At 43.1% G+C, this 20,227-nt stretch carries 23 protein-coding genes; 1 reads left to right on the forward strand and 22 read right to left on the reverse strand.

From position 1 onward, the window contains the following. Positions 1 to 10: 10 nt before the first annotated feature. The 9 genes from panC to J2S25_RS01335 form a co-directional block, all read right to left on the reverse strand. On the reverse strand, positions 11 to 865 hold the full coding sequence (gene panC, locus J2S25_RS01295) for a pantoate--beta-alanine ligase (RefSeq protein WP_044396117.1): 855 nt from the start codon (positions 863 to 865) through the stop codon (positions 11 to 13). Beyond that, a complete protein-coding gene (gene panB, locus J2S25_RS01300) occupies positions 862 to 1,698 on the reverse strand; it encodes a 3-methyl-2-oxobutanoate hydroxymethyltransferase (protein ID WP_044396115.1) in 837 nt (278 codons plus the stop codon). Before panB ends, panC begins: the two co-directional genes overlap by 4 nt. 242 nt (positions 1,699 to 1,940) lie before the next feature. After that, complete coding sequence (locus tag J2S25_RS01305) at positions 1,941 to 2,936, reverse strand: biotin--[acetyl-CoA-carboxylase] ligase (protein ID WP_044396113.1); 996 nt, start codon at positions 2,934 to 2,936, stop codon at positions 1,941 to 1,943. Further along, a complete protein-coding gene (locus J2S25_RS01310) occupies positions 2,897 to 4,105 on the reverse strand; it encodes a CCA tRNA nucleotidyltransferase (protein ID WP_044396111.1) in 1,209 nt (402 codons plus the stop codon). Before J2S25_RS01310 ends, J2S25_RS01305 begins: the two co-directional genes overlap by 40 nt. Next, complete coding sequence (gene bshA, locus J2S25_RS01315; RefSeq protein ID WP_307191017.1) at positions 4,095 to 5,240, reverse strand: N-acetyl-alpha-D-glucosaminyl L-malate synthase BshA; 1,146 nt, start codon at positions 5,238 to 5,240, stop codon at positions 4,095 to 4,097. The genes J2S25_RS01310 and bshA overlap by 11 nt, the downstream gene beginning before the upstream one ends. Then, a complete protein-coding gene (gene bshB1 / locus J2S25_RS01320; RefSeq protein WP_044396107.1) occupies positions 5,237 to 5,953 on the reverse strand; it encodes a bacillithiol biosynthesis deacetylase BshB1 in 717 nt (238 codons plus the stop codon). The genes bshA and bshB1 overlap by 4 nt, the downstream gene beginning before the upstream one ends. Beyond that, complete coding sequence (mgsA, locus tag J2S25_RS01325; RefSeq protein ID WP_044396105.1) at positions 5,943 to 6,365, reverse strand: methylglyoxal synthase; 423 nt, start codon at positions 6,363 to 6,365, stop codon at positions 5,943 to 5,945. The genes bshB1 and mgsA overlap by 11 nt, the downstream gene beginning before the upstream one ends. A 10-nt stretch (positions 6,366 to 6,375) precedes the next feature. Further along, on the reverse strand, positions 6,376 to 7,176 hold the full coding sequence (gene dapB, locus J2S25_RS01330) for a 4-hydroxy-tetrahydrodipicolinate reductase (RefSeq protein ID WP_044396103.1): 801 nt from the start codon (positions 7,174 to 7,176) through the stop codon (positions 6,376 to 6,378). Positions 7,177 to 7,191: 15 nt separating this feature from the next. Beyond that, entirely contained in the window at positions 7,192 to 7,521 is a 330-nt protein-coding gene (locus J2S25_RS01335) for a nucleotide pyrophosphohydrolase (RefSeq protein ID WP_044396101.1), read from the reverse strand. A 177-nt stretch (positions 7,522 to 7,698) separates the two neighbouring features. Between J2S25_RS01335 and J2S25_RS01340 the strand changes: the two genes are divergently transcribed. Further along, the gene (locus tag J2S25_RS01340) at positions 7,699 to 8,571 is read left to right on the forward strand and encodes a YitT family protein (protein WP_128721582.1); all 873 of its coding nucleotides are present in this window, start codon (positions 7,699 to 7,701) and stop codon (positions 8,569 to 8,571) included. Positions 8,572 to 8,597: 26 nt separating this feature from the next. On the opposite strand, the gene J2S25_RS01345 is transcribed toward J2S25_RS01340, so the two are convergent. The 13 genes from J2S25_RS01345 to hisC form a co-directional block, all read right to left on the reverse strand. Further along, positions 8,598 to 9,272, reverse strand: coding sequence for a zinc metallopeptidase (locus J2S25_RS01345; protein ID WP_044396097.1), 675 nt, complete (start codon positions 9,270 to 9,272; stop codon positions 8,598 to 8,600). A 60-nt stretch (positions 9,273 to 9,332) separates the two neighbouring features. Next, positions 9,333 to 10,130, reverse strand: coding sequence for a sporulation protein YpjB (gene ypjB, locus J2S25_RS01350; protein WP_044396095.1), 798 nt, complete (start codon positions 10,128 to 10,130; stop codon positions 9,333 to 9,335). A gap of 71 nt (positions 10,131 to 10,201) precedes the next feature. Next, on the reverse strand, positions 10,202 to 10,804 hold the full coding sequence (gene lhaT / locus J2S25_RS01355; RefSeq protein WP_307191042.1) for a lipoprotein heptaprenylglyceryl N-acetyltransferase LhaT: 603 nt from the start codon (positions 10,802 to 10,804) through the stop codon (positions 10,202 to 10,204). A gap of 75 nt (positions 10,805 to 10,879) precedes the next feature. Continuing rightward, positions 10,880 to 11,638 carry a menaquinol-cytochrome c reductase cytochrome b/c subunit gene (locus J2S25_RS01360; RefSeq protein ID WP_044396093.1) on the reverse strand — a complete coding sequence of 253 codons (759 nt, stop codon included), beginning with the start codon at positions 11,636 to 11,638 and terminating at the stop codon, positions 10,880 to 10,882. A 70-nt stretch (positions 11,639 to 11,708) separates the two neighbouring features. Then, a complete protein-coding gene (gene qcrB, locus J2S25_RS01365) occupies positions 11,709 to 12,383 on the reverse strand; it encodes a menaquinol-cytochrome c reductase cytochrome b subunit (RefSeq protein ID WP_044396091.1) in 675 nt (224 codons plus the stop codon). A 3-nt stretch (positions 12,384 to 12,386) separates the two neighbouring features. Further along, complete coding sequence (locus J2S25_RS01370) at positions 12,387 to 12,893, reverse strand: Rieske (2Fe-2S) protein (RefSeq protein WP_307191018.1); 507 nt, start codon at positions 12,891 to 12,893, stop codon at positions 12,387 to 12,389. 165 nt (positions 12,894 to 13,058) lie between these two features. Continuing rightward, on the reverse strand, positions 13,059 to 13,514 hold the full coding sequence (locus tag J2S25_RS01375) for a YpiF family protein (protein ID WP_307191019.1): 456 nt from the start codon (positions 13,512 to 13,514) through the stop codon (positions 13,059 to 13,061). A 189-nt stretch (positions 13,515 to 13,703) separates the two neighbouring features. Beyond that, positions 13,704 to 14,258 carry a ReoY family proteolytic degradation factor gene (locus J2S25_RS01380; protein ID WP_044396085.1) on the reverse strand — a complete coding sequence of 185 codons (555 nt, stop codon included), beginning with the start codon at positions 14,256 to 14,258 and terminating at the stop codon, positions 13,704 to 13,706. Positions 14,259 to 14,296: 38 nt separating this feature from the next. Next, positions 14,297 to 15,559, reverse strand: a complete 1,263-nt coding sequence (locus tag J2S25_RS01385; protein WP_044396083.1) for a tetratricopeptide repeat protein — start codon at positions 15,557 to 15,559, stop codon at positions 14,297 to 14,299. 60 nt (positions 15,560 to 15,619) lie between these two features. Further along, positions 15,620 to 16,525, reverse strand: a complete 906-nt coding sequence (locus tag J2S25_RS01390) for a hypothetical protein (RefSeq protein ID WP_307191020.1) — start codon at positions 16,523 to 16,525, stop codon at positions 15,620 to 15,622. Between the two features lie 133 nt (positions 16,526 to 16,658). After that, positions 16,659 to 17,954: a 3-phosphoshikimate 1-carboxyvinyltransferase gene (aroA, locus tag J2S25_RS01395; RefSeq protein WP_044393485.1), complete on the reverse strand. Its 1,296-nt coding sequence runs from the start codon at positions 17,952 to 17,954 to the stop codon at positions 16,659 to 16,661. Between the two features lie 17 nt (positions 17,955 to 17,971). Continuing rightward, a complete protein-coding gene (locus J2S25_RS01400; RefSeq protein ID WP_044393487.1) occupies positions 17,972 to 19,078 on the reverse strand; it encodes a prephenate dehydrogenase in 1,107 nt (368 codons plus the stop codon). 13 nt (positions 19,079 to 19,091) lie between these two features. Further along, entirely contained in the window at positions 19,092 to 20,195 is a 1,104-nt protein-coding gene (gene hisC, locus J2S25_RS01405) for a histidinol-phosphate transaminase (RefSeq protein ID WP_044393488.1), read from the reverse strand. Positions 20,196 to 20,227: the final 32 nt, after the last annotated feature.

Below are 20,227 nucleotides of genomic sequence, written 5' to 3' on the forward strand. Positions count from 1 at the left end.
AATATACCTCCTAAAGTTTTTCTACATCTAAAATAATATTGTCGATCAATCTGGCTTTCGAAAACTTGACTGCCAAGGCGATGATCATCCTGCCAGTTACTTTTTCAAGCGATTGCAGCTCAGGATAAGAATAGATTTCAATATAATCGACTACTCCGGCGGTATTATCGTTAATATGCTTCTTTATTATTTCGATTAGCCTTGCTGAACTCCGCTCACCGCTTTCGAGCGCAGCTTTTGCCAAAAGAAGACTTTTGAAGAGCTCTGGCGCCTGTTTTCTTTCTTGTTTATTTAAATAGACATTTCGAGAACTTTTGGCAAGGCCATCCTCTTCCCTGACTATTTCGAGCGAAATCAATTCAATAGGGAAATTAAAATCTGCGACCAAGCCTTCAATCACCGCGACCTGTTGGGCATCCTTCAGCCCAAAATAAGCCCTTGCAGGCTGAACGATGTTGAAAAGCTTAATCAAAACCGTTGCAACCCCATCAAAATGCCCAGGTCTCGATTTGCCGCAAAGGACATTCGTTCTTTCAATTACGGATACTTTCAGCGAGGCATTCTTCGGATACATTTCCTCTGCTGTAGGATAGAAAATATAATCTACCCCTTCCATTTCGGCAATCCTATGATCACGATCAAAATCACGCGGATATGCATCGAGATCCTCAGCAGGGCCAAATTGGAGGGGATTCACGAATATACTTAGGACAACAATTTCATTATCCTGGCGTGCTTTTTTCATCAAGGAAATATGTCCTTCATGCAGGAATCCCATCGTTGGTACGAAGCCAATGCTATTGCCTTCAGCTTTTAATGTTTGCATTTGTTGTTGCATTTCTGTAATCGTCCTAATAATTTTCATTCTCTTCCCCCGTACAATGCCTGCAATTCTTCTTCCTTCATCGTGAATGTATGCTTGTCTTCTGGGAATTCTTTACGCCTCACTTCGGAAACATAGGAACTGAGACCTGCTGTAATTTGCTCATTCACATTCGTATATTGTTTCACAAATTTCGGGACACGATCCACTCCATATGTGATGATATCATGGTAAACAAGTACTTGTCCGTCTACTGCTGCACCTGCTCCAATACCTATGGTCGGAATGGTAAGATCTTTGCTGATTTGTTCAGCAAGCTGCTTTGGAACACATTCGAGTACAATGGCAAAAGCACCGGCTTCTTCACATTTTTTTGCATCGTTTATCAGCTTTTTGGCTTCGTCTGCACTTTTGCCCTGGACTTTATACCCGCCAAGTACACCAACAGATTGCGGGGTCAGGCCAAGATGTGCAACTACCGGTATTCCTGCCTTTGTAAGTGCACGGATATGATCAATGACCTCATCAGCACCCTCTACCTTAACGGCATTAGCCCCTGTCTCTTGCATGACTCTGGCACCATTTAATAAGGTGTCTTTGATTGACAGATGATAGCTCATAAATGGCAAATCGACGACAATAAATGTATTGCCTGCTCCGCGCCGAACGGCTTTTGAATGGTGGACCATATCATCCATTGTTACTGGAATGGTGGAATCATACCCCAGCACGACCATGCCCAAGGAATCTCCAACGAGAATCATATCAGCTTCAGCTTGTTCGGCATGTTTTGCTGAAGGGAAGTCATAGGCAGTTACCATCACAATTTTGTTTCCGCTTTGTTTCATTTTCCAGAAATCAGTTGTTTGTTTCATTTCCTTTCCTCCTTTTCTAAAGAGGAGATAAAACAATCCATTCATGCATGCATGACACTAAAAAAAGACCCAACTATGCCAGAAGGATCTTTTGAAGCCTGCATGTGTTTCATCCCTCCGTCCCAGTCCGATTTCGGATCCAGGCAGAACTATTTTTTTATATGCCTACTAAAGGTGCAGTTCTCTCGATACCGCCCAAATTGATTATAGCAAATGACTGTTTTTTTGGCTACATTATGGAATTATTCATTCATTTTAATATCTGCAGAATAGATATGGTGGATGACACCAGCAGAATCTTCGATTAAGAGAACACCATCTTCCGTGATTCCAATGGTTTTCCCGCTTATTTCCCCCGTTATCGTGCGGGCAATGATCTGTTTACCAATACTGATGGCATAACTTTCCCACATTAATTTTATCGGTAAAAAACCTTTTGTTAAATAAAGCAAGTATAGCTTTTCCAATTTTTCAAGAATTGTCCTGATCAATTCTTCCCTGCCTATTGTCCTACCTGCTTCTATGGAAAGCGAAGAAGCGGTTCGCCGAATTTCTTCAGGGAAATCTGCTTCCAGAGTATTGACATTCATGCCAATGCCGATAATCACTGAATGGATGCTGTCTGCCTCCGCTTGCAATTCGGTCAGAATTCCTGTTATTTTTTTCCCGTTTACCATAATATCGTTTGGCCATTTTATTTGAGGCAACAATTCGGTTGCTTCTTCGATGGCCTGTACGACACCCACCGCAGTAATCAGTGTCAATTGTGGTGCTTTCGAGATTGGAATTTTTGGACGAAGCAGAATGCTCATCCAGATTCCAGTGTGTTTTGGTGAATGCCATTTACGGTCCATTCTTCCTCTGCCAGCAGTTTGTTCTTCTGAAATGACCACTGTTCCTTCTTCGGCAGCTTCATTAGCAAGTTTAGAGGCAATTTTTTGAGTCGACTCCACGCTGTCATAATAGTACAGATTCCTTCCAAAGATTTCTGTCTTTAAGCCGAGAGTGATTTTATCCGCCGTCATTGCGGTTGGGATGGAGACAATCTTGTAGCCTTTTCTCCTGACAGCCTGAAACTGAAAGCCTTCTTTGCGGAGTTCTTCTATTTGTTTCCATATTGCTGTTCTGGAACATCCGGCTATATCTGCCAACTTTTGTCCTGATAAGTATTCATTTTCGTTATTGGTAAAAGCCTCGATCAATTTTTTTCGGATTCCCGATTGAACGCGTTCAGCCATTCCTTTAGTTTCTCCTTTTCATTTGGCACTTTGCCAAAGATTACTGCTCGTTCGATTTCAGCCATTGTTTCGCTTAGCCACGGGCCAGGCTGTTTAGTCATCCATGTCATCACATCATTCCCGGAAACAGCTAATTGCCGGCGATTGTAGATTGGCAGTAAGTCGTATAATTGAATAACCACTTCCAGACTGCATTCATCTTGCCGTAGAGAACCGAATACTTTTTCCGCGCTGATGGCGACATCGAGTCCTGCCTTATAAACGGATTCCAGATTCCATTGGTATTCGAAACGATGTAAAAGCATCGAGTGGATTTGCTTATACCTCTTGATCTTCTGGACAGAATGCTTCCATTCCCTCAAGAAATTGTCGACTTCTTTTCCTGACAGCCCTAATTCAAACAGGAGCAATACCCATATCTCCGCAAGGTCAAGATCTGATGTCAAATGGGAGGAGAAGCTTATTAATTGCCTATTTTTTTCATTTAAACCAGGCAAATACCGAGACATACCACTTTTAGAAAGGAGTTGGATCGCCTCTTGCCTTCGGGGTCCGAGCAGCAATTTTTCAAATTCGCTTAATTTTCGTTCGGCAGCTATGTTCTCGAGCCTCTGACTATTTGCCGCTAGCGATTCAAAAGTGTGCTGCTCGATGGAAAAGGATAATTGGGATAGGAACCTGACTGCCCTAAGCATCCTTAACGCATCTTCGCCAAACCGCGCATCTGGATCGCCAACAGTAACAATGATCCTTTGGTCGATCGCATCCCTTCCTCCGAATGGATCGATGATTTGACCTGTTCGATCCATGGCAATCGCATTCATGGTAAAATCACGGCGTTGGAGATCCTCCTTTAGCGAGCGGATAAAGGTAACGCTATCAGGTCTTCGGAAATCAGAATAGCCTGTTTCAGACCGAAAAGTGGTCACTTCATAATGGTTTCTGCCGTGATGGACTAAGATGGTGCCATGCTCAATCCCGACGTCAACGGTCTTGCTGAAAATCCGCTTCAATTCCTCTGGCAAAGCAGACGTAGCAATGTCTACATCAGCAATTGACCGGCCAAGAAGGTGGTCCCTGACAGATCCCCCTACAAAATAAGCTTCATAACCGGCATTTTCAATCAATTCAAGGACAGGTGCCGCCTCTTTAAATAGATTAGGAAGCATCTTCATCATTCTCCAGCAGGCTGTAATAAATGTTTTCGTATACCGAAACAATTTGTTCGGCGCCAAAGTTCGTCTCTGCCCGGTGCAAAGAGTTCAGTGCAAAATGGTCATGGACGCTACGGTTCATAAGGATATGTAGCGCCTTTTCGGTGATTTCTGCTATATTTCCTAGGTCACATATATAACCAGTTTGCCCATCAACAATTACCTCCGGAATCCCTCCGACATTCGTTCCAATGCAAGGTACGCCACATGCCATGGCCTCAAGCGCCACGAGTCCAAAGCTTTCTTTTTCGGACAAAAGAAGCATTAAGTCACTCAATGAGTAAAGCTCCTCCACTCTTTCCTGTTTCCCAAGCAGCAATACTTTCTCTCGAATACCCAGCTCGCTGGCGAGGCTGCATACTCCCTTGATTTCAGGTCCATCTCCGACAAGCAGCAGCTTTGCCGGAAGCTTCTCGGCTATCCCCGCAAACACTCTGATGACATCGAGCGCTCTTTTAACTGGCCGGAAGTTGGAAACGTGGATGATAACTTTTTCATCAGGGAGGATGCCAAGCTCACCCCTGAGGTCTGAAGAATCTACTCGTTTGTTCACCCGAGTATCGATAAAATTGTACACACAGTCAATTTCTTTCTTTGGTTTGATTAATTCATAGGTTTGTTTGATCAATGAAGCAGACACAGCCGTCACATAGTCTGACTTTTCAATTCCGAATCGAATCGCATCCGTCATAGATGGATCATATCCAAGGACGGTAATATCGGTTCCGTGTAGGGTAGTAACGATTTTTAAATCCCTTCCGCTCATCTGACGTGCGAGAATCGCACATACGGCGTGTGGGATAGCGTAATGTACATGAAGAACATCTAAATTCTCCAGAACAGCAACCTCAGCCATTTTGCTAGCCAGAGCAATATCATAGGGAGGGTATTGAAACACAGAGTATTGATTGACCTCTACTTCATGAGAATAAATATTACAGTACATTTTTGTCAACCGGAAAGGAAGACTGGAGGAAATGAAATGAATTTCATGGCCTCTTTCTGCCAGCAGCTTTCCAAGCTCTGTTGCGACAACGCCAGAACCTCCAATTGTCGGGTAACAGGTGATGCCAATTTTTAGTTTCTTCATTTTTCTTCCCCTAACAAATCGTTATCGATCAACAGCGGCTTTTTCGACAAAAAGCCCTCAGCAAAAACCACACCTGCTTCCTTGCCAAATAACCTTTCCCGAGCCTCTACTGTTTCGATATAGCCGTTGATAAGCGGTGTATCAAAAGCAGCAGCGTTTTTCCTGAACTGACTTTCATAAGCATGGAGGGCATCCAATTTCTTATCCATAAACTCAGATACATTTACAACGAAATCAGGTTTATGAAAACCATTGACCATATAGAAATAGATCGCTTTTGGCCGGTGAGCATCCAGCCCCGCCTGTTCATCATATTTTCTTATCGCTGTCGAAAAGACCGCCTCCTCAACAAGGCGCGCACAGCTGCCGTGGTCAGGATGACGGTCGATAATATAGGGTGCAAAGACCAATTCCGGGCGATACCGCCTAATCACTCTAACGATTTCCTTTATGTATTCATCGTTAAGAAACAAGCCCCTATCCGGGATGTCAAGTGTTTCCCTCACCCGAACTCCAAGGATATTCGCCGCCTCTTTCGCTTCTTGCATCCTTGTCTCTACAGTCCCGTTTGAGGACATTTCTGCTCTTGTTAAATCACAGATGCCAATTATTTTTCCCTTTGCAGCAAATTTGGCAATCGTTCCGCCCATGCCGATTTCCACATCATCTGCATGGGCGCCAAAAGCCAATATATCTAGCTTACTAGCTTCCATGTTTCTCACCAAATATCTCTTTCACTACGTTTCTCCAATCAAGATCGCCTCGCTCCATGCCTCTTATCAGTATTTCGGCCGTTCCCATATTGGTTGCAAGAGGAACGGCATATACATCACAAAGACGGACGAGGGCTGTGACATCTGGTTCATGCGGCTGGGCAGTCAGCGGATCTCTGAAAAAAAATACAGCGTCGATTTGATTATTGGCGATCCGGGCGCCGATTTCCTGGTCTCCTCCCAGCGGACCTGAGCGGAATCTTTGAATCTCTAACCCGGTTGCTTCCATGATTCTTAAACCAGTGGTTCCAGTGGCAAATAATTGATGTTTTTCAAAGATATGTTTGTATGCGACCGAAAATCCCACCAAATCATCCTTTTTCTTATCATGAGCGATTAAGGCAATATTCATAAACTCTCCCCTATTCGATGATATTCTCTAATCCATAAACAAAAGCATCCATTTTCATTACAGTATCAACAGCCAGTTTTACACCAGACATAAAGGAGCTGCGATGATAGGAATCATGCCGGATTGTGAGCGTTTGTCCATCAGCACCAAACATAACCTGCTGGTGGGCAATCAGACCTGGCAGCCTCACTGAATGGATATGCATGCCTTGATAATCAGCACCGCGGGCTCCATGCAAGGTTTCTTTTTCGTCCTGGTGTCCCTGTCTTTTTGCTTCCCTGACATCGGCAATCATCTGCGCTGTTTTCACTGCGGTTCCAGATGGCGCATCAAGCTTCTGGTCATGATGAAGTTCAATGATTTCCACATCAGGGAAGTATTTCGCAGCCATTCGAGAAAATTTCATCATCAATACAGCTCCAACAGCAAAGTTTGGTGCAATGATGCAGCCCGTTTCCTGTTCCGAACAAAGCTGCTCCAGTTCAGCAAGATCCTCATCGGAAAAACCAGTCGTACCAACTACAGGACGGACTTTGTATTTCAGAGCTGTTCTAGTATGGAACATGCCGACTTCCGGTGTAGTAAGATCAATCAGAACGTCCGGTTCCGTCTCCTGGAGACATTTCTCGAAATCTGTGTAGATCATCGCATCACTTTCTGGAAAACCGTCAAGATCACCAACTTTGAATCCTTCATATTTTCGGTCAACTGCTCCGACAAGAGCATACGTTTCAGACTGAAGGACGAGATGGACTGCTTCTTTCCCCATCCTTCCTCGTGGACCTGCAATAACAATTTTCACTTTTTCCAATCCAAACCCTCTCCTTTAGCTGTCTTTCCTTGTCCAGCGATCTTTATCCCTAGTTTTAAATTTTTCCATGACTTTGTTATGTGCTTCTTCTAGGTCTATATGTAGCGAGTTGGCAAAGCAAATCATAACAAACAACATGTCTCCCAGCTCTTCTTCGATTGTTTTTTCCTGTTCGGCTTTTTTCTTAGGCTTTTCTCCATAGTAATGGTTCACTTCCCGAGCCAGTTCACCAAGCTCCTCCGTCATCCGTGCCGTCAAAGCCAGGGGACTGAAATAGCCTTCCTTGAACTGGCTGATATAATCGTCCACTTCCTGCTGGAGTTTCTTGACCGTCTTGTTACTCATGAAACCCACCCAATCTTTTTATGTATGCTTATCTATATCGATGTTAGCTCAACAGAGTAGCTTTGACAAACATTTTTATTTCCTATCCTTTTAAAAGATTGCCCTTGCTTGCTATTTTTTATATAATAAAAGCGCTTTAGTCAGGGGTTTTGTCCCTGACACTAGGAGGGAATTCATTTGCTTAATGGCCTGAAGATCAAAAATATCTTGTTCATTTTGCTCGGTGCTGCTATTTTTTCGTTTGGTCTTGTCCATTTCAATATGCAGAACAACCTTGCAGAAGGTGGTTTTACCGGGATCACACTCTTATTGTATTTCGTATATGGCTGGTCTCCTTCCATCACTAACCTGCTGCTGAACCTGCCCCTGTTCTTCCTCGGCTGGAAACTTCTTGGACGAAATATTTTTATTTACACGATCATCGGCACGATCGGTGTATCGCTATTTTTGAGTATTTTCCAAAAATACACAATCAACATGCCTTTGTATGAGGATTTGTTTTTAGCGGCATTGTTTGCTGGGGTTTTTATTGGCATCGGACTTGGAATTATTTTCCGATACGGTGGGACAACTGGCGGAGTGGATATCATCGCAAGGCTTGCTCAAAAGTATTTAGGCTGGACAATGGGCCGGACGATGTTCATGTTCGACTTTTTTGTCATCACCCTGTCACTTATAACTTATTTAAACTATCGTGAAGCGATGTACACGCTCGTCGTCGTATTTGTTGGAGCGAGGGTAATAGATTTTATGCAGGAAGGGGCCTATGCTGCAAGAGGGGCAATGATCATTTCTGATAAAAACGAAGAGATCGCTGCGAACATTATGAAAGAAATGGACCGCGGAGTAACCAGTTTAAAGGCGGTTGGTTCTTATACGAAGGCAGAAAGGGATGTTCTTTACTGCGTTGTTGCGAAAAATGAAATCGTCACCCTTAAGAATGTGATTAACTCAGTGGACCCACATGCTTTCGTTTCTGTTACCGTCGTCCATGATGTTCTAGGTGAGGGCTTCACACTCGATGAAAACAAACTTCCACTGGAAAGATAAAAAAAATCCGGAAAAGTCCGGATTTTTTAGTCTTCACTTGTCATTCCAGTATAAATCATTACTAGACGCACCAATTCCAGAACTGCAACTGCTGCTGCGGCAACATAAGTCAAAGCTGCTGCATTTAAAACCTTCTTTGTTTCTCTTTCTTCATCATTGCGGATAATCCCTGCTGAGACTACTTGGTCCATCGCACGGTTGGAAGCATTGAATTCAACTGGTAAAGTAATTACCTGGAAGACAACAGCCGCCGCCATGAAAAGAATACCAAGCAGAAGCATTCCACTCAAGTTTGCAAAAATCCCTATCATGATCAAAACCCAAGAGAAGTTAGAACCAAGGCTTGCTACCGGAACTAGCGCATGGCGGAATCGAAGAAATGCATAATCTTCGGCATCCTGCATGGCATGGCCAACTTCATGGGCAGCAATGGCTGCTGCTGCAACGGAATGACCAACAAAGTTATCTGATGAGAGACGGACAACTTTTGTCCGTGGGTCATAGTGATCACTTAAATACCCTCTTGTTTCCTCGACACTCACATTATATAAACCGTTGTCATCCAATATTTTTCGGGCGACTTCCGCTCCTGTCATCCGGGATGAGGAAGCCACTTGTGAGTACTTTTTGTATGCGCCTTTGACTTTGAATTGAGCCCAAATCGGGATCAAAATAATAATCGCGAAATAAATAAGATACATCTTTGACCTCCTTTTTTATTCTAGCAGTTATCATTATTTTATTAATACTTATAAAAACTGTCAACTTTTACGTTCGTTTTGAACATCCTTTGTTTTCTGGCGATTGCCAATATATTTTCTCCAGCCAACGTAAGACAATGTAAGGATGATGATGCTTCCGGTCGATATCATCACCCACCACAGCGAAGGATCTGCTTCATCCTCTGTCAAACCATCAAACAGATTTTGCAAATCCGTTTGTAAAGCCTCCAGTTCTTTCCTGTCCGAGGCCTTTTGGAGTAATTGCGGGCGATACTGGTCGATATAACTTACTTTTGCATCCACCTTTTGGATTGTTACCGGGTCGATATCAATGTTCATGCTAGGGTGGATGACGTTGTATAATGCAAGAAATGAGTTAAGCTTCCTGTCAAAACGATCGTTGTCCCCTTGATAGGCAGCAGTTTTCATATCATTAAAAACAGTCATGATTGGATCTTCCATCTCGGCCCACAAAGGTTGGTGGGTGGAGACAATCGCGTCAATCACCAGCCGGAATTTTGTCACCCTATTCATTTTTTCAGCATGTCCAAGATCATTATTGGCAACTGCCTCCAATGCCTCATCATGAGCAACCGTAATGATGCGCAGTTCATCCATTGCAAATGGACGGCCATTTCCTGTCACCAGCAAAAATTCTTCAGAAAAATACTCCAGCAATCTATTTGCATCTTTATACCGATGAAGCTTGACCATTTGCAAAGCTTGGTCTGATATATTGTCCAGCTCTTCAACAGGCGACGTTGGTTCTGCATATGCTGCAAACGGCACAATCCACATTAGCACCGCAAATAATATGAGTAATTTTTTTGCTTTCATTCCTGTCCCCCCCTAAATACTATTAAAAATGTATGAAAGGGTGGACAAGGTTATACCAAAAATCCATGAGGTTATCTTGACCTTTTTAACGATAGATGGAAGCGGGACGGCCTTAGTCCAAAGTAATATCCAACTGCAATCGAGAAAATACTAAGCCAAAAAGTAAAATACCCTATCTGGTCCATATATAAATCTAGCGTATGATACCTTGGCATCATCATAAAAACATAATCGATCATTTCATTATGCAAAACAAACACAGCTGCAACAATCAGATGCCAGGGTTTCATCCGATAAAAAGGAGCATAAAGGACCCCTTCCACTGCCATCGAAAAATGGGAAGCCATCAACATTAGCCCAATCCAATCCAGCTGTCCAGAGACGAAGTAAACCATTAAATTCATGGCCACCGCCCAAAGACCATATTTTACGAGGCTGACGATCGCCAAAGCTTCCATCAGCGGCCAGTTTCTCCCCATTAATAAGGCGGCAAGCACGAATACAAAAAATAAGCTGGCGGTTGGACTATCAGGCACAAAAAGCCAGAATCGTGGCGGCGTGTCCACCAGTTGCCATTTATACCAGTAGTATCCGTAGGCAGTTCCTAGCACATTGACCCAAAGTAAAAGCCAGAGGATCGATCTGTTTCCAAGCAAAGGATAAAGTTTCTTTATCATTCGACTACTCCATTCCTTTTTTCTCATTTGAAAAAAAAGAACCTGCAAAATGTGATTACAGGTTCCTAGCTATTATTTGCTTAGACCGTCGATAAACTCAGATAGCGTCTTAAGTTCTTCGTCCGTCCCTTTAAAAACTGCAGGCATATTGCCTCGCCCATTCTTGGCGACATCAGCAATTTCTTCCGCATTTAATTTTGTTTCAAGCAGGCTCGGTGCTGCAGCTCCGCCGGAAAGTTCCCCGCCATGGCAGGAAGTACAAGTCTGCGCCTGGGCAATTTTGTAACCATCAGAATTCTTATCGATTTCTACATCGACAATCTGTCCCTGTTTCTCTGCAGCAGCCCAGTCATGAGTAGCAACCGATTCCCAAGTAAGGTAAAAAACTGAAGCAATTGCCAGTAGCATAAACCCTGTCGCAAGCGGGCGTTTTGATGGACGGCGCTCAATGCCACCGTCAATAAAAGGAGCCAACAGTAATGCACCGAAAGCCAGTCCAGGAATAACCATAGCACCAATTACAGTATACGGACCTGAAGCATAAGAATATTTCAGCAATTGATATAAGAATAAGAAATACCAGTCTGGCATTGGAATATAAGCCGTATCTGTAGGATCGGCAATCCTTTCTAGCGGAGACGGGTGAGCAATGGTCAAGCTCAAGTATCCGATTAAGAAAACAGCACCAACCATCCATTCTTTCAATAGGAAGTTAGGCCAAAACGCTTCCGTTTTGCCAGGGTATTCCGAGTAATCTTTCGGAATATTAGGCTTGCGGTCTGCAGGAACACGTGAGTCTCCTACGAACTTCATCCCTTTTCCACGATGCATCGAATGATCCCCTCCTTTTTCCGTATCGTTGAACGAATCTTATTTCGCGCAACGTAATTTTTTCAAGTTTTTACAATGGACCAGAAATACCTTGCTTCCGAATCATTAAGAAGTGTGCTCCCATTAAGCCTAAAAGTGCAGCAGGCAGGAAGAATACGTGGATTGCAAAAAAACGTGTCAATGTTTGGGCACCAACGATTGTTGAATGGCCGGAAAGTAATATTTTAATGTAAGGCCCAATCAATGGGACAGCCTCTGCAATTTGTAATGTAACCTTGGTTGCGAATAATGCTTTCATATCCCAAGGAAGCAGATAGCCTGTCAAGCCAAGACCTAGCATAACAAAGAAAATCAGAACTCCGACAACCCAGTTCAATTCACGTGGTTTCTTATAAGCACCCTGGAAAAACACACGAAGAGTATGTAAGAACATCATCACAATAACAAGGCTTGCTCCCCAGTGATGCATGCCACGGACGATTTGCCCAAACGCTACTTGATTTTGAAGATAATATACAGATTCCCAGGCATTCTTTATGTCCGGCACATAATACATAGTCAGGAACATTCCGGAAAGAATCTGAATGACAGTAATAAAAAACGTCAAACCACCAAAGCAGTACACGAACGCAGAAAAATGATGCGCCGGATTAACGTGTTCTGGAACTTCATGATCCGCGATGTCGCGCCACAAAGGCGTAATATCCAATCTTTCATCTACCCAATCGTAAATTTTGTTTAACAAAGATTACGCCCCCTTTCGTGGTTCGGCTTTTCCTACATAAAGGAATCCATCTTTTTCTTTCGTTGGATATACATCCAATGGTGCTAATGGCGGTGTACCCGGAACATTTGTTCCATCTTTTTCATAACGGCCGTAGTGGCAAGGACAGAAGAATTGTTCAGGATGTTCCTTGTCCGTCCCCCAGTCTACTATACAACCGAGGTGTTTACACACCGGCGACAAAGCAACGATTTCCCCAGCTTCATTTTTGAAAACCCATGCTGTTCCTGTTTCTTCTGATTCATACCAAGCATCTTTTTGTTTGAATTTAAAGTTAACTTTTTGCGGTTCAGTATTAATATCTGTGGTCTTCAATGGAGTTGCGATAAAATCTCCTGTGTCTTCCCCTTTTAGCACAGGATCGACGGCAAAACGAACCATTGGCATCAGCATCCCTGCAGCCATGAAACCGCCTACACCAGTTAGTGTGTAGTTTAAGAATTGACGTCTTGAAACACGATGCTTACTCACCTTATTCCCCCCTTTATTCCCAAGTTAAGTACCAAATGGACATAATTTAAACATAATTTAAACACATTTACTACTCGGACATAACCATGATATATCAATCTCATTACAAAATCAATATAATACTATGTTGAAAACATTTTTTGCAGTGATAAAAATAACAGTTGATTATTTTTCATTCCATAGCTCAATGAATAAAGGTAATAATTGCTTTACTTGTTCTTCGACGATCGTTCTCTTTTGCTCGTCCTGCATCTGATCCAGAGACAAGGAAGGAATCCATAGGACGTTTCCTTTCAAGTCTTTTTCCCGCTGCCTCCAGCTGCTGTCAGACGTAACATAAAAAATGTGGTGAAACCTCTTTTCCAGCAGGGTATTTTCCCAATGATTCAAAGCAATTAAGCTGTCCACTTCATCCTTCATGTACACAAAACCAGGAAAAAGGAAGATTCGTCCTCTAAACTGCTTTTCCAGCTGAGTCGTTAGCAGCCCTGTGAACTCAGCCATAGAAGCATGTTGTTTCATCTCGGCGTCCAACGATACCGGCAAAAGCGGGACGATTACCGTGTCTACGTACTCAGCAGCCTTTTGATACATTTCAACATCTGCTGCCATCCATCTCATAACACATCAACTCCATCTTTCTATTAGACTAGAACTGTCTGCATAAGCTCTCCGTTATGTACTTTATACATCCATTCTACCATATCATCTTTAAACCAGGTTTAAGACAAGGGGATTTTTTTACAGCCTTAAGGAATTTTCGTTCATTGGGTTAAATCGGGCAAAATAAAAAGCCTGCGTTTTAGCAAGCTATAAAGAGTTAACTGCACTTAATTTTTTTAGTTGCTCTGTAAGGCGTTCGAAGGCTTCCTGGTCCTGACTGTCCAATGCCTGGTCAATCAGGGACAACAATTTGTCTCTTTGGAAATGATGGATGCTTTCCTCAAGAAATCTTTCTGCCACCAATTTATCGCTTTCACTGATTTGGATCTGTCCTGGCATATATGGATTTTCTTCCAGAACGGCCGCAAACTGATGGGCTTTGTTTGAAGCATGGAAATTTAATTGAATATAAATTTCTTCTTCCCGGTTCAAACGAATATCATGAAAAGACTTCTCAGCATCTGTGGTCATAACATTAGCCTTGAAGAACCGGAAAGGCACCTCATCCACGCAATGGGTGGACATTACTAATCCCCTTGGACAATGCTCGATATTATCCACAAAGTGTACCTTTTCCATCAGCTGATCATGGCTCATCAAGTAGTTAAGGATCCAAACACATTCCCGCTTTTTCAGCTGATAATGGTTCAAAAACCAGCGGATAAAATCCTTTTTCTCGTTGACAGATACAGGGGTTGTCATTTTTGAATCCCTCCTCTGCATAACTCAAATTTTTTCGGTTACTGATTTTCCGTCAAACGCTCCAGCATTTCACGGAATTCTTCATTGCCTGGTTCCTTTTCAACTAACATACTTAGAATTTCGGCAGCGACATCCATTTTTCCTTCTTCAATTAAAAAATATCCGTAGTCTGACAAAAATTCTTTGTCGTCTTTAAAGAAAGTATATGCTAGTTGGTATTTGTTTAATGCCTGTGAATATTCTTCCTTATGCTGATAGGCGATTGCTGCATCCCAGAGAATTTGCGGTTCCTCGTCTTCATTGTAATCCACAATACTAATTAGCTCCAAAACATCCTCATACCGCTCTTGCTTCAATAAAAGTTTGTTCAGCACAAGCATTCCTTCCATGAACCCTGGATCAAGCGCAATCGCCTCACGAATCATCTTTTCTGCAGTCTCCTCATCCGGAAGCTTAAGAGCGAGCTTGCCACCAAAAAAGTATAGCTCTTTATTGTATTCATCCTGCTCAACGCCCTGCTTGACAGCCTCAAACGCTTCCTCAACCATTCCTTCCCGTTCATAGGCCTTGGCCAGATGGAGGTAAAGTGAGTGATATTCCGGGTCGAATGTCTTCAATTCCTCAAATTTTTCGATGGCTGTTTTATTAAAACCAGCCTGCAATGCTGTAAAAGCATAGCCGAATAAAGTATTGATTTCCAGCTTCTGTTCCAAGGCGATATCGTAAAAATGCAGCGCTTCTTCAAAGGATCCTCCGGCGCTTAACGTGTCCGCCAGCCGCTGATTGATGTTTACTCCGCCGATTTCTTCTTGTATTTTTAGGACCGTTTCATAATGCGAAATCGCTTCTGCAAGCCTTCCTTGATGAGCGTAAAGTTCACCTAAAGCAAAATCAATCACCGTTTCATCTGGCAACAATCTTTTTGCTTCGAGCAACTTGTTTTCGCTCACTTCATAGAGACCTTCCATCTGATATAAATCAGCCAACAAGAGCAGAGCCTGAGGAAAAGCCGGGTCATCCTTTTCCACCTTTTCAAGAGCAAGCATAGCCTCTTCTTCTTTGCCGAGTTCTATTCTTGTTTCTGCTAACAGAACAAGGAGTTCTCCCTCATCAGGATAATTTTTTACTAAACTTTCCATCAAAGCCTCTGTTTCTTCCATAAATCCATAACGGAAAAGCTCTTCAGAAAGCAGAAATTTCTCTTCGTCCTTTCCATGATCAAGTATTTCCCTATAAGCAGACATTGCTTTATCAAGCTGTCCATTTTCGATTAGATTAGTTATTTCCTTTACTGCGGCCATTGCAATCATCCTATCCAAATTATTAAGCACTAGTTGTTTTAAAGGTACCCGTTCCGTTTTTCAATCTTGATCAGTAAAAAATCCTGGTGTTTTAATTATAACATTCTCTCCCTTTCCTGGCCGATAATAAACCTCCGTTCCTGCTCGAATGACTTTTCCTTTGTCCACCGTCACTGCTAAATGCTTGGATTGGAAAAATAATGCTTGCTCCTCACAATAATTTGCTACTGCCTCCATATTATAGAGATTATAGCTGACTTCCCCGCCATTGTGCAGATTTGATTTTTCTGGAAAGATTCCGGTCTTTTTTAAAACCGATCTAGAAACCGGAAGGCCATTCTTCAATTCCTCGTATATAGCGGGGATTTTCTCTTTTTTCATCCAACTGCTCCAGCGATTAAGCTGTTTCTGCTTCTCTTTTTCGTACTGTATTTCTGCAAATAACGGAATAATTGGACAGTTGTAAGGAAACAGCGCCTCCCTGATCCACCCCCAAGGCATGATCTCCAGGCTGCCCATCTTATCTATTTCGAGAAAGATAGCCGGTATGTGCAATTTTTTACACTTGCGAATAAAGGAAGGGGTAAGCAATCTTAACGGAATCGAGATTCCCAGGACATAGTCAATTGGACTATCAAGCAAATCCTTTTTTGCCTGCTTGAGACTTTCTTCCAGCTGCCGTTCAAATTGGACGGAGACAGCTGTGAAGAGTACGGTGCTACCCTTCATGAGAAAGTTCTTCAGGAAATATTCTTTTCTGGCTGTAAAGGAACCTGTAAGCGGAACTGTGGAATCAAACAGGACATGAGTCGGGGTCATGATATATTTATCTGCATCCATCTTCATTTGCTGATACCTTTTGAATCCTGAACCTGTCGTCATAATCCGGCCATCTTCCACCAGCATGCTTGTATTAGTGAGAGCCTGTCCCTTCATGAGGTGGACATTTTCGATAATGTATGCCATAAATACCACTCCTTTATCGGTCTTATGACAAACTATGCAAAAAATTCAGGAATATAACGGTTTTGCATTACTGTTACCGCTAAATAACGAATCGAGGGCCAACCATTTTCATGGTTGGCCCTCGATCTGCTTTTTAAGCTTGAACTAAGTTATATAGATCATCGAAAAAACCAGGATAAGAAATGGCGACGGCATCACTTCGTTCCAAAACGACTTCTTGTTCGCAAAGAAGTGCAGCGATGGACAGCATCATCCCGATTCGGTGGTCCCCATGGGCAGAAACGGTTCCTCCCGCTAGGTTTTGGTTTCCGTCAATGACCATCCCATCCTCCGTTGCTTCTATATTCACCCCAAGCTTCTTAAGCTCCTTTACAACCGTATCAATCCGGTTCGTTTCCTTGACTTTCAATTCTGCTGCATCTTTGATTACCGTCTTGCCTTCCGCCTGTGTAGCAAGTAAGGCAATAATCGGTATTTCATCGATCAGCCGGGGAATCAAGGCTCCTTCTATCGTTGTTGCCTTTAGACTTGAATATTGAATCCGGATATCCCCAGCAGGCTCGGCCGCCTTTTCTTGCTCATATGGTTCAATCCTTATATCTGCTCCCATTGTGATCAGAACATCGATGATTCCCGTTCGTGTTGGATTCAGTCCTACATTCCTAAGCACAATGTCACTTCCAGGAACAATCGCACCTGCCACCATAAAAAACGCTGCGGAAGAGATGTCGCCAGGAACAGTAATGTGTGCTGCTTTGAGTGATTGGCCACCAAGCACCCTTACCGAGTCCCCTGTCCGTTCAACTTTGCCGCCAAACTGCTTGATCATTCGTTCCGTGTGATCTCTTGTCCTTACTGGTTCGACGACCACTGTTTCCCCTTCGGCCTGCAGACCGGCAAGGAGGACTGACGATTTCACCTGCGCACTCGCAACAGGCAATGGATAGGTGATTCCTGTTAACTTTCCGCCTTTCACAATCAGCGGAGTGAACTCCCCATTATTTCTCCCATCAATCCTTGCTCCCATTTTGGACAATGGCACCGTTACTCTCGTCATCGGTCTTTTGGCAATTGATTCATCTCCCTCTAGTCGGGATTCAAAAGGCAGTCCAGAAAGAATTCCCAGCATCAGCCGGATGGTCGTTCCGGAATTTCCAACATAGAGCGTTTCTTCCGGATGCTTTAAGCCACCGATTCCGTTGCCAGAGACGATCACCTCGCTGTCCTTGCGGATAATCTTCACACCGAGTTTTTGAAAGCAGGAAATCGTACTCAAACAATCTTCTCCGGGAAGGAAGTTCTTAATTTGGGTGGTCCCTTCGGCGATAGAGCCAAACATGACTGCCCTATGGGAAATGGATTTATCTCCCGGTACGGTAATTTCACCTTTAAGGGAGTATACGTTTGTTTTCAGTGCTTTTGTAGACATATTTCTGCTCCTTCAGTTTACTCGGCTACAGACATCTCATATTCTGTGTATTTTCCGATGCATTGCATTGCTTTTTCCCGATCTTCAGGTGTCTGAAAGCTGATTACTAACACTCCATATATATCTTCGCGAGTTTCCATGATTCTGATATTTGTGATGCTGATCCTTTCCGTTGCCAGATACCCGGTCACTTCAGAAATAATCCCTGGATAATCAGGAACATCCACAAACAAGTCATAAAAGCTTGGAATCGCTCCCTTATCATTTACAGGAAGGCCGTCACGATATTTTTTTGCAGCATCAAAATAATCATGAATTTTGTCTTCATCCTTCGTAGTCAATAACTCCTTGACACGCTCCATCTCAGCCTGCCAGTCGCTTAACAGCGAAACAAGAACATCGCTGTTTTGCAGCAAAATATCTCTCCACATTCTTGGGTTACTGGAAGCTATTCGGGTGATATCCCTGAAGCCACCTGCTGCAAGCCGGTTTACTAGCGGTTTTTCTTTGTCCGCACGAGCAGCTTGATGTACTAATGAAGCAGCAATGACATGAGGAAAATGGCTGACAACGCCGGTAAGATAATCGTGTTCTTCTGGTGATACTTTCAGAAATTTTGCTTTCGTCCCCGAAAGCCATGATTTTAAGCGATCGACTGTGCTGTCCCTAACATGGCTGGCAGGTGTCAGCAGATAGAAAGCATTTTCGAACAATAGTTTCTTCGCCGCAGCTACCCCACTTTTGTGGGAACCGGCCATCGGATGGCCCCCTATGAAGGAAATTCCTTTGTCAGAAAGGATGGACGCTTTCTGGGAGATAAACCCTTTTGTGCTTCCAGTGTCTGTAATAATGACTTCCTGTTTCAGCGGCAAAGATGCTAACGTTTCGATGATCTTCCCTGCGACCATGACAGGAGTCGCTAGGATGATTAAATCTGCCTCCAAAGCTTCTTCTTCCATGCCTTCTGCAGATCTGTCAATAACGCCAAGCATCTTTGCCAGGTTCATCTGGTTCTGGTCCAAGTCATAGCCTACCAATTCTGCATCTGGATGCTTCTCTTTAATACACATTGCCAGAGAGCCGCCAATCAATCCTAGCCCAATGATCAATACGCGGCCTTCCATAAAACCCACTTCCTTATTTAGATATTGCAGCATCAACATTCAAAAATTCTGTCATTGCCTTAATGACCCCTTCATTTTGTTCCTTAGAACCAACGGTAACTCTTATCCCTGTTGGAAAGCCGAGCGCTGTGCCTGATCGAACGATATACCCTCTTTCAAGCAGGAATTGAAACACTTCCTGTCCGTCCGTGTTAAAGTCGATCAAAATGAAATTCCCTTGTGAAGGAAAATAGGTTAATCCGGCATGATCACAAAACTCGTAAAATTGCTGTAATCCCGCTCGATTTTCGTTTCTGCACTCTTCGATGAATTTCTGATCTTCGAGGGCAGCAATTGCCGCTGTCTGAGCCAAAGCGTTAACATTAAACGGTTCCCTGGCTGGTTCCAATACCCTGATAGTATCCTCATTGGCAATTCCATATCCGACCCGAAAACCGGCTAAGCCATAGATTTTCGAAAAAGTTCGTAAAATAATCAGGTTTTTATATTGATCCAATAAATGGATGGAATCAGGGAAATCGTCAGCAACCACATATTCATAATAGGCTTCATCTAGGACTACCAGCACATCGTCAGGAACCCTTGCCATAAATGCAGTCAGTTCTTCTTCTGTTATATGAACTCCTGTCGGATTGTTTGGCGAGCACAGCCAAACGACAGAAGTTTGATGATCGATGGCAGTTGCCATTCCGTCGAGATCATGAGCCCCGTTTACTACTGGGATTTCTTTCGTTTCACTGCCTTCAATGATTCCATTATGCTTATACTGAGGAAAAGTTGGAGCAGCCATCACTGTATTTGTTTGTGGGGAAAGCAGGGCTCTTGCAATAATTTGGATTATTTCATCTGAGCCATTTCCGAGTATGATCTGTCCCTCTTTTACACCCAAATGCTCTGCAAGTGCATTACGAAGTTCAAAGGCATAGCCATCAGGATAAACCGAATAACTTCCTGGATTTCCTGCAATTTTCCTTTTCACGTTTTCTGAAGAACCAAATGGATTCTCATTTGATGCCAGTTTTACGATATCCGTTAAATTATACTGCCTCTTCACTTCTCCGATTGTTTTGCCTGGCTGGTACGGTTTAAGCTTTAAAAGCTGGTCTTTCCATCTCATAACTATCCACCTCAACTATCCAATTCTTAAAT

It is taken from the genome of Mesobacillus stamsii, from assembly GCF_030814065.1.
Classification (GTDB): Bacteria; Bacillota; Bacilli; order Bacillales; family Cytobacillaceae; genus Mesobacillus; species Mesobacillus stamsii.

Excerpts from the sequence above, each read along its gene's own strand:
- panC (WP_044396117.1), bottom strand. The coding sequence starts at position 865 with ATGAAAATTATTAGGACGATTACAGAAATGCAACAACAAATGCAAACA.
- panB (WP_044396115.1), bottom strand. The coding sequence starts at position 1,698 with ATGAAACAAACAACTGATTTCTGGAAAATGAAACAAAGCGGAAACAAA.
- J2S25_RS01305 (WP_044396113.1), bottom strand. The coding sequence starts at position 2,936 with ATGGCTGAACGCGTTCAATCGGGAATCCGAAAAAAATTGATCGAGGCT.
- J2S25_RS01310 (WP_044396111.1), bottom strand. The coding sequence starts at position 4,105 with ATGCTTCCTAATCTATTTAAAGAGGCGGCACCTGTCCTTGAATTGATT.
- bshA (WP_307191017.1), bottom strand. The coding sequence starts at position 5,240 with ATGAAGAAACTAAAAATTGGCATCACCTGTTACCCGACAATTGGAGGT.
- bshB1 (WP_044396107.1), bottom strand. The coding sequence starts at position 5,953 with ATGGAAGCTAGTAAGCTAGATATATTGGCTTTTGGCGCCCATGCAGAT.
- mgsA (WP_044396105.1), bottom strand. The coding sequence starts at position 6,365 with ATGAATATTGCCTTAATCGCTCATGATAAGAAAAAGGATGATTTGGTG.
- J2S25_RS01335 (WP_044396101.1), bottom strand. The coding sequence starts at position 7,521 with ATGAGTAACAAGACGGTCAAGAAACTCCAGCAGGAAGTGGACGATTAT.
- J2S25_RS01345 (WP_044396097.1), bottom strand. The coding sequence starts at position 9,272 with ATGTATCTTATTTATTTCGCGATTATTATTTTGATCCCGATTTGGGCT.
- ypjB (WP_044396095.1), bottom strand. The coding sequence starts at position 10,130 with ATGAAAGCAAAAAAATTACTCATATTATTTGCGGTGCTAATGTGGATT.
- J2S25_RS01360 (WP_044396093.1), bottom strand. The coding sequence starts at position 11,638 with ATGCATCGTGGAAAAGGGATGAAGTTCGTAGGAGACTCACGTGTTCCT.
- J2S25_RS01375 (WP_307191019.1), bottom strand. The coding sequence starts at position 13,514 with ATGAGATGGATGGCAGCAGATGTTGAAATGTATCAAAAGGCTGCTGAG.
- J2S25_RS01380 (WP_044396085.1), bottom strand. The coding sequence starts at position 14,258 with ATGACAACCCCTGTATCTGTCAACGAGAAAAAGGATTTTATCCGCTGG.
- J2S25_RS01385 (WP_044396083.1), bottom strand. The coding sequence starts at position 15,559 with ATGGCCGCAGTAAAGGAAATAACTAATCTAATCGAAAATGGACAGCTT.
- J2S25_RS01390 (WP_307191020.1), bottom strand. The coding sequence starts at position 16,525 with ATGGCATACATTATCGAAAATGTCCACCTCATGAAGGGACAGGCTCTC.
- aroA (WP_044393485.1), bottom strand. The coding sequence starts at position 17,954 with ATGTCTACAAAAGCACTGAAAACAAACGTATACTCCCTTAAAGGTGAA.
- J2S25_RS01400 (WP_044393487.1), bottom strand. The coding sequence starts at position 19,078 with ATGGAAGGCCGCGTATTGATCATTGGGCTAGGATTGATTGGCGGCTCT.
- hisC (WP_044393488.1), bottom strand. The coding sequence starts at position 20,195 with ATGAGATGGAAAGACCAGCTTTTAAAGCTTAAACCGTACCAGCCAGGC.